This window comes from Synechococcus sp. BA-120 BA3 (assembly GCF_034931285.1).
Classification (GTDB): Bacteria; Cyanobacteriota; Cyanobacteriia; order PCC-6307; family Cyanobiaceae; genus Cyanobium.
On the sequence record NZ_JAYGHZ010000191.1, the window covers coordinates 1 to 1089 of the forward strand.

A 1089-nucleotide genomic window follows, 5' to 3' on the forward strand; every position below is an offset into this window, starting at 1 on the left:
CGCCTGGACTGGCGGCGCCCCGAGGCGGGGGCCGGCGGATCCGCGGCAGTGCCCCAGGCGCCTGCTCCCTAGGATCCGGCCCACCCGAACGGCCCTGCGCCCCATGCCCCCGGAACTGCCACCCCCCGCGCCCACCGAGGCACAGGCTGAGACGCAGGCCGAGAAGGCCGAGGTGCAGGCCTACTTCGAGAGCACCGGCTTCGAGCGCTGGAACCGCATCTACAGCGACAGCGAGGAGGTGAACCGGGTCCAGCGCAACATCCGCCTCGGCCACCAGAAGACCGTGGACGCGGTGCTGGCCTGGCTGCAGCAGCAGGGCGACCTGACCAGCCGCAGCTTCTGCGATGCCGGCTGTGGCGTCGGCAGCCTCAGCCTGCCCCTGGCGGCCCTCGGGGCGGGCTCGATCGCCGCCAGCGATCTCTCCGCCGCCATGGTGGCCGAGGCCAGCCGCCGGGCCGGCGAGGCCAGCCTGGCCTCGGAACGGCTGAGCTTCAGCGCCTCGGATCTGGAGAGCCTCCAGGGCCGCTACGACACGGTGATCTGCCTGGACGTCTTCATCCATTACCCCCAGGCGGCCGCCGAAGCGATGGTGCGGCACCTGGCGGCCATGGCCGAGCGGCAGCTGATCGTCAGCTTCGCCCCCTACACGCCGCTGCTGGCGGTGCTCAAACAGATCGGCCAGCTGTTCCCCGGGCCCAGCAAGACCACCCGCGCCTACACCCTGCGGGAGGACGGCATCGTGGCGGCGGCCGCCGCCGCCGGGTTCCGCCCCGTGCACCGCAGCCTCAACCAGGCGCCGTTCTACTTCTCCCGCCTGATCGCCTTCGAGCGCACCTCGGCCTGATCCGCGGGCTGATCAGCACGGGAAGCGGTGTTGCCGGGCCTTTCCTGATTCTGTACAGCCTGTACAGGAACGGGGCAACCAGCCGAGTGGGGCAACCAGCCTTGCAATGGCCACACCGTTAAGCGGGCCAGTTCTGCGGCTCAGCTCTGCGGCTCAGCCGCCATGGCCAGCCCCTCCGCCGGCGGGGCCAGCAGTTCCAGCTCCGGCCCCTCAGGGGGCCGGAGCCGCAGCCAGCAGGCCTGGAG

General features: G+C 71.9%; 1 protein-coding gene. It reads left to right on the top strand.

The features are described 5' to 3' along the window. The first annotated feature begins 103 nt into the window (after window positions 1-103). Complete coding sequence (gene bchM, locus VB737_RS07180; protein ID WP_500312233.1) at window positions 104-844, top strand: magnesium protoporphyrin IX methyltransferase; 741 nt, start codon at window positions 104-106, stop codon at window positions 842-844. Window positions 845-1089 lie beyond the last annotated feature (245 nt).

Coding starts and splice junctions, on each gene's coding strand:
- bchM (WP_500312233.1), top strand. CDS start 104: ATGCCCCCGGAACTGCCACCCCCCGCGCCCACCGAGGCACAGGCTGAG.